This window comes from Candidatus Andeanibacterium sp., assembly GCF_057143545.1.
In genome coordinates this window covers 1-7,248 of sequence record NZ_DBNHSF010000206.1, presented here as the reverse complement: position 1 = coordinate 7,248, position 7,248 = coordinate 1, and the positions used below count along the sequence as shown (strand labels likewise).

Here is a 7,248-nt window from a genome sequence, read left to right as displayed (position 1 = left end):
CGCGCTGATGCGCGCCGAGCGCAAGCCGCTCGACCTCGCGGGCGCACCCGGCGCGCTCCCCGGCGCGATGGCCTTCCCGATGGTCGAACAGGGCGCGCTCGCAGGCTTCGTCCTGCTCGACGGCAAGAAAGACGGCACCCATTACCGCCCCGACCAGGTCGAACTGCTCGACTGGGCGGTGCACCATATCGGGCTCGACCTGCGCGCGCTCCACGCGCGGCAGCTGGAAAGCGAAGTCGTTGCACTGCGCGAACGCAACGCCGCCCTTGCCGAAGACAAGGACAAGCTCACCGCGCTGCTGGCAAAGCCGGCCTGAACGCCTTGTCCAATCCTCCCCTCGCAGGGGAGGTGGCAGCCCGCAGGGCTGACGGGGAGGAATTCGGGGACAGGAATTCGGGGACAGGGAATTCGGGGACAGGGAATTCGGGGACAGGGGACAGGAAATTCGGGGACAGTATACTTAATTCAAAAATGTCCACTGCCGATTTGCGGGGAAGCGCATTGAATTAAGTATACTGTCCCCGAATTACAAGACAAGGACAAGCTCACCGCGCTGCTGGCAAAGCCGGCGTAACTCCCCTCCCCACTTTGTCATCCCGGACTTGTTCCGGGATCCAGCTTCCTTTTTGGAATTGGGAAGAAAGCTGGACCCCGGACAGCTCGCTTTTCCCGCGAAATCGAAGATTTCGGGAAAACCGGCTTCCGGGGTGACGATCAGGGATTGAACTCAGCGCGGACCCTTCGCGATTGTCCCGACCTGGTAGATCGTCATCGCGACATTGCGCACGCCTGCGGGCGTCTCCCACAGCCGCCCCTCGGGATCGACCGCACCCATCGCCCCGACGAACAGGGTCCGCCGGTCGGGCCCGCCGAAGGCGAGCGTGATCGAGCGCCGCGGGACCGGGATCACGCCGAGTTCGGTGCCGTCGGGCGCGAACACGTAGACCCCGGCATCGCCGGTGACATAGAGCCGCCCTTCGCTGTCGACCGCCATACCGTCGCCGCCGAAGCCCTGCGTCTCGTTGAGCCGCGCGAACAGCCGCTTCTCCCCGGTCGAACCGTCAGCCGCGACATCCATCGCGTAAATCGCCTGCATGTCGGTGACATAGAGCGTCTTGCCATCGGGGCTCAGCACCACGCCATTGGTGAAACGCTCGACCGTGGCGGTGGTGGTGACATTGCCGGCGGCATCGACATGGTAGAGCGCGCCTTGCGTGAACCACGCCCCGCCGCGGCCGTCGGCCTCGACATCGTTGAGCCGCCCGAGCGAGGAACCGTCGGCGAAACTGTCGGCGATCACGCGGTATTCGGGGGCGAGCTGGACCACCCGCGAGGGCAGCGAGCAGGTGACGTCGACCGTCATCCCGCCGAGCCCCGGATCGGTGCAGCCGCGCTCGACCGCGATCGCGCGGCCTGCGGCATCGACCGACACCGCGCCCGCGCCGGTGACATAGGGCCATTCGACGAACACCTCGCCGTTCTCCCACAGCTTCCAGATCGCGTTCGATTGCTCCTGCGCAAACAGCAACTCACCCGCGGGCGTGATGCTCATCCCGTCGGCGGTCATCGGGCCCTGCCAAGCGCGCGCCCATTCGGCATCGCCCGAAATCACGCCCTCGATCGCCGGAATGTCGGCTTCCTTTTCCCCAGCGAGAAGCTCGGCCGAGGCCGGTGCCGCGAAGGCCAGCGCGGCGGAAACCGCCAGGATTGTCCGGAATTTCATCGCTCTCTCCCCTTCGCCTGGATCATTCGGTCGGCTCGATCGTGTTGTATTCCCCGTCGAACCCCGTGCGGTCGCCATCGTAGCTGTCATAGAGCAGGCGGTCGTAGCTCTCGTCGCGCTCATACCTCAATGTCGCTTTCCACGGTCCGGCCAGCGTCACGGGATCGGTGATGGTGATCTCGTCGACCAGCCGGCCGTCTTCGTCCATCCAGATGCGCTCGGCATAATGCGCCTCGTCCGACAGCGCCGGAGCGCCATGGAAATAGTCGTTGGGATTGCGCACCATGATCGTATCGACCACCAGCACCTGGCCTTCCCAGTGCCCGACCGAATCCCCCCAGGTTGTCGGCCAGAGGTCCTCCAGCGGCGGATGGCCCTTGCCGTCGGTGCGGATGACGCGAAGGTCGCGATAGGCGTTCATCATCACCACCGCTTCGGGCGCGATCACGATCTGCAGCGGCGCGGCCGAATTCATCATCAGCGGGAAGCCCCAGCCCTCGGCCTTGCGCCCGGGCGACTTGGCCCGCGCCTCGGCATTGCGCCGGCGGCCTTCCTCGTTCCACGGGACATCGGGGGCAAAGCCGAACAGCTCGCGGCTGACCGGCGCGACTTCCTCGCCCGCGCGCTGGGCAAGGATCGAATCCGCGATCCCGCCGATCGAACTGGTGTTGTTCTCAAGCAGCCACTGGCCGGTCCAGTCCGGGAGCTGGGCGAAGGTTGCGATCCGCGCCTCGCGGTCGCCGCCCTCGGCCAATACCGGGGACGCAGCCAGCGCCAGCAGCGCGGTTGCGCAGGAGAGGCCCGTCCACCTCATTTGAGGTTCGCCAGGCTCTTGCCGTCGGGAGTGGCGACATCGACCACCGCCCCACCCGGCTGGCCGTTGCGCAACGGGTAGATCCTGACCGTCAGGTCGTCGCCCGGCTTCAATGTACGCGGGCGCCAGCCCTTGGAATAAAGATACATCGGCGCGCCCAGTTCGAGGCTCCATTCGACCGGCTTGCCGTCTTCGACCACCACCAGCTGAATATAGGAGTGCGGGTTGGTCCACTGGAACTGGCGAACCTTGCCGGTAATCGTCACTTCCCTGGTCTGGTCGAACATCGCCATGCTGTGATGCGCTTGGGCAGGAATTGCTGTGAGGGTAAAGGCGGCAACCGCCGCCCACAGGTACTTGCTATTCAGGGTCCTTCTCCCGGACAAAATCAATTTCGGCCATTGTGGCACCTGATTGCGCCTGTCGCAATCGCCCTTATGCAGGCAGAGCTTTCCTGAAGCCCGGCGGGATTTTCGGCATTGCCACCGTGAGGATAACCATGACCAACGCCATCGCCGCGAGGGCAACGAAGGCCGCGGTGCTGTCGCCTCCGCTCGCCTCGCGGATCGAACCGATCAGGTCGGGCCCGAAATATCCGCCCAAATTGGCAATCGAATTGATCATCGCAATTCCGCCCGCGGCGGCCGCGCCTGACAGGAAGGATGTCGGGAACGACCAGTAGATCGTGAGCCAGGATATTCCCCCGCCGGCGACCATCGCCAGGCCGAACAGAGAGGCAATGGTACTACTGCCGAACAAGGCGAGGAGAAGCATGCCGGTCATGAGCATGGTTGCAGATAGCGTCGCGTGCCAGCGGCGCTCGCCCGTGCGGTCCGAATGGCGCGACCACAGGACCATGAAGATGGCCGCTGCGCCCCAGGGGATCATCGCCAGCAGACCGACCTTGAAATAGTCGCCTGGATCGATGCCGAGTTCCTGGATAATCGTCGGCATCCAGAAATTGAGCGCGTAAAAACCGGCATTGCCGCAGAAGAAGGCGATCGCGAAGCACCAGACCCTGAGATCGAGGAAGATCGATGAAACCAGATGGAGGTGCCCGTCGCCTTGCTTGCCGCGCTCCTCTTCCTCCAGCCGCTCGATCACAAGCTGCCGCTCCTCGCCGCTCAGCCATTTGGCCTTGTGCGGATTGTCGGGCAGTACGGCGAGCACTAAAAGGCCCACCAGCACCGAGGGCAGGCCTTCGACCACGAACAGCCATTGCCAGCCGCGCCAATCGGCCATGCCGTCCATGAACTGCATGATCCCGCCCGAAAGCGGCGATCCGATCACGTTGGAAAAGGCGATCGCGGTCATGAACAGCGCGATTACATGCGCCCGCCGCTGCGTGGGGAACCAGAAGGTAAGGTAGAGGATCACCCCGGGATAGAAGCCCGCCTCGGCCGCGCCGAGCAGGAAGCGCAGCAAGTAGAAGGTGAATTCGGCGTCGGTCAGGCCAAAGGCGGCCGAAACCGGGCCCCATGGAATCGAATCCGTGAAAATGAAGGCCGAGGAGAGCAGGCCCCAGGTGATCATGATCCGGGCGATCCAGATCCTCGCGCCGATCCGTCGCAGGACGAGGTTCGAAGGGACCTCGAAAATGAAATAGCCAAGGAAGAATATCCCGGCGCCGAAACCGTAGACCTCGTCGCTCAGGCCGAGGTCGCCCGCCATCTGGAGCTTGGCGAAGCCAACATTCACCCGGTCGAGATAGGCCATGAAATAGCCGAGGAAGAGCAACGGGACGAGCTTCCACGCAATCTTGCGAAAGGTGGCGGCCTCAAAGGCGCCTTCATTCTCCGGGGCATTGCCCCCGGTCACAGCCGCGGCTTCACTCATTCCCCGTCCCCCTCGATCATGCTAACCGGCGGCCTTGACGATCTCCGCCCAACCCGCCTCGTCGATCACTTCGATCCCCAGTTCGGCCGCCTTCTTGAGCTTCGAACCCGCGCCCGGCCCGGCGACGACCAGGTCGGTCTGCGCGCTGACCGAACCCGAAGCGCGCGCGCCGAGGCGTTCGGCCTGGGCCTTGGCCTCGTCGCGGCTCATCGTTTCGAGCTTGCCGGTGAAGACGACCGTCTTGCCCGCGACCGCGCTGTCCCTGGTCTCCACCACATAATCGGGCGGCGAGACTTCGGACAGGAGATCGTCCCACACCTCGCGGTTGTGCTCCTCGTGGAAGAAATCGCCCAGCGCCTCGACCACCGCCGGGCCAATGCCGTCGATCGAGCTTAGCTCTGCCGCCGCCTCTTCGTCACCGGCATGCGCCTGTTCGGCAATCGCGCGCAGCGCAGGCAGCCTGGCAAACCGCTTCAGCAGGTCGCGCGCGGTCACCGCCCCGACATGGCGGATACCGAGCCCGAACAGCAGCCGCGCGGCGTCCGGCTGGCGCTTGGCCTCGATCGATGCCAACAAATTATCCACAGACTTGTCCTGCCAGCCCTCGCGCCCGACCAGCTCGTCGCGGTGGCGGTGCAGGCGGAAAATGTCGCCCGGACCCTTGTCGAGCCAGCCCAGTTCCATGAACTCGGCGATCGACTTCTCGCCCAGCCCTTCGATGTCGAGCGCCGCGCGGCTGGCGAAATGGCGCAGGCGCTCGAATTGCTGCGCCTTGCAGACGAGGCCGCCGGTGCAGCGGACATCGACCTCGCCTTCCTCGGCGACCGCCTCGCTGCCGCATTCGGGGCAATGGTCGGGAAACCGCCACTCCGGGCGCTGCTCATCGCGGGTGAGGTTTTCGACAACCTGCGGGATCACGTCGCCCGCGCGCTGGATCACCACCCGGTCGCCGGGGCGCAGGCCCAGCCGCGCGATCTCGTCGCGATTGTGCAGCGTGACATTCGAGACCACCACGCCGCCGACGGTCACCGGGGTCAGCCGTCCTACCGGGGTGAGCTTGCCGGTGCGGCCGACCTGGACGTCGATCGCTTCCAGCGTAGTCTGGGCGCGTTCCGCCGGGAATTTGCGGGCAATCCCCCAACGCGGGGCACGGCCAACGAAGCCGAGCCGCGCCTGGAGGTCGAGCCGGTCGACCTTGAAGACCACGCCGTCGATGTCGTGTTCGAGCTCGGCCCGCCGCTGTTCGATGGTGCGGTAGTGCTGCAGCATCTCGTCCATGGTTTCGCAGCGTTCCAAGAGCGGCGAGACCGGCAGGCCCCACTGCGCGACCTGCCGCATCGCTTCTTGCTGCGTGTCGCCCGGAAGCTCGCTCGCCGCGCCCCAGCCCCAGGCGAGGAACCGCAGCGGGCGCTGCGCGGTGACGCCGGCGTCCTTCTGCCGCAGCGAACCGGCCGCGGCATTCCGAGGATTGGCGAAGATCTTCCCGCCAACCTCCGCCTGCGCCGCATTGAGTGCGGTAAAGTCCTGTTTCGACATGTAAACTTCGCCGCGGATCTCGAACACATCCGGCGCGCTTCCGCGCAGCATTTCGGGAATATCCGCGATCGTCCGGACATTGGCGGTAACATCCTCGCCGATCTCGCCATCGCCGCGGGTGGCAGCGCGGACCAGCCTTCCGCGTTCGTAGCGCAGCGAGCACGAGAGGCCATCGATCTTGTCCTCGGCGGTGAAAGCCAGCGCGGCATTTTCCGGGAGTGCAAGGAAGCGCTTCACCCGCGCAACGAACTCGGCGAGGTCCTCGTCCGAAAAGGCATTGTCGAGGCTGAACATCCGCACCTCGTGGCGGACCTTGGCCAGCGGCGAGGCCGCGACCGCCGCGCCGATCTGCCGCGAAGGCGAATCCTCGCGGACGAGCTGCGGGAAACGCGCCTCCAGCTCGGCATTGCGCCGCACCAGCGCATCGAACGCCGCGTCGGAGATCTCCGGGCTATCCTCGGCATGATAGAGCGCATTATGGCGGGCAATTTCCTTCGCCAGCCGTTCGAGCTCCTTGGCAGCCTCGACTTCGGTGATCGGGATATCGTCAGCCAATTTTGCCTCGCCTGGCGAATGGGTTAACATGATCCATACGGAACGACAGGGGGATACCATGCTCGACCGCAAGCTGAAGGCGCTTTTTTCGCTTATCCTTGGTGCGATGGCACTGCTCTATGTCGCGCACAATCTTGCCAATCTCGCCGCCGCCTATGACTTCTTTGTCTATGCCACCAGCCATGTCGACCAGACGGCATATCCCGTCACCCTTCTGCCGGTGCCGCCATCGCCACTGATCGTCGCCGCAATGGTGCTGGTCTTTACCCTGGAAATTGCCGCGGGGGTGTTTCTCGTCTGGGGTTCGGTGAGACTGTGGCAGGCACGCCATGCCGATGGGGCAGCGTTCGAAGCTGCCAAAACCTTCTCCAAGATCGGTATCGGTTGCGCGGTGGCAAATTGGTGGGGGCTGTTCCAGGTCATTGCCGTTGCCGGCTACCAGCTCTGGCAAATGCCGCTCGGCGGCGGGCCGGACCATGGCAGCTGGGTATACGGTGCGATGAACATGCTGGTGCTGATCTATCTGAGCCGGAAGGATTGAAGCTCGGGCGCTGAAGCCGGGCAGAATGGATCCACGATCCGGTCGGCAATTACCGCCCGAGGAGGGGGGCCTTTGGGTACTGCCCGCCTATATCGCGCAAGGCAGCATGACCTGCTGTCAGCCCCCGTCGGCCCCGTTGGGCTTGCCGATCAGCAGCCGCTGCGCCGCGGCGCTGCGCGTCATCGACAACACGTGATCCACGCCGGTAACGGTGATCGCCAGCGTGCTCTGCTCGGTCATTTC

7 protein-coding genes are annotated in these 7,248 nt (G+C 64.8%); 2 read left to right on the top strand and 5 right to left on the bottom strand.

The window, feature by feature from the left end; all coding sequences use genetic code 11:
* The coding region (locus AC16XC_RS12115) for a hypothetical protein (protein WP_484034915.1) at positions 1-316 on the top strand (316 nt) is incomplete at its 5' end.
* A 411-nt stretch (positions 317-727) separates the two neighbouring features.
* Here the strand turns inward: AC16XC_RS12115 and AC16XC_RS12110 are convergent.
* Genes AC16XC_RS12110 through ligA form a run of 5 tightly spaced genes read right to left on the bottom strand, consistent with a single transcriptional unit; the run spans position 728 to position 6,494 of the window.
* A complete protein-coding gene (locus tag AC16XC_RS12110; protein ID WP_484034914.1) occupies positions 728-1,723 on the bottom strand; it encodes an SMP-30/gluconolactonase/LRE family protein in 996 nt (331 codons plus the stop codon).
* 22 nt (positions 1,724-1,745) lie between these two features.
* Positions 1,746-2,537 carry a hypothetical protein gene (locus AC16XC_RS12105; RefSeq protein WP_484034913.1) on the bottom strand — a complete coding sequence of 264 codons (792 nt, stop codon included), beginning with the start codon at positions 2,535-2,537 and terminating at the stop codon, positions 1,746-1,748.
* Positions 2,534-2,947 carry a DUF6152 family protein gene (locus AC16XC_RS12100; protein WP_484034912.1) on the bottom strand — a complete coding sequence of 138 codons (414 nt, stop codon included), beginning with the start codon at positions 2,945-2,947 and terminating at the stop codon, positions 2,534-2,536. Before AC16XC_RS12100 ends, AC16XC_RS12105 begins: the two co-directional genes overlap by 4 nt.
* A 25-nt stretch (positions 2,948-2,972) precedes the next feature.
* Entirely contained in the window at positions 2,973-4,373 is a 1,401-nt protein-coding gene (locus AC16XC_RS12095) for an MFS transporter (RefSeq protein ID WP_484034911.1), read from the bottom strand.
* Positions 4,374-4,394: 21 nt separating this feature from the next.
* On the bottom strand, positions 4,395-6,494 hold the full coding sequence (gene ligA / locus AC16XC_RS12090) for an NAD-dependent DNA ligase LigA (protein WP_484034910.1): 2,100 nt from the start codon (positions 6,492-6,494) through the stop codon (positions 4,395-4,397).
* Between ligA and AC16XC_RS12085 the strand changes: the two genes are divergently transcribed.
* Positions 6,493-7,005 (top strand): DUF2165 family protein, encoded by a 513-nt coding sequence (locus AC16XC_RS12085; protein WP_484034909.1) that lies wholly within the window; start codon positions 6,493-6,495, stop codon positions 7,003-7,005. The genes ligA and AC16XC_RS12085 overlap by 2 nt on opposite strands.
* The last annotated feature ends 243 nt before the right edge of the window (positions 7,006-7,248 follow it).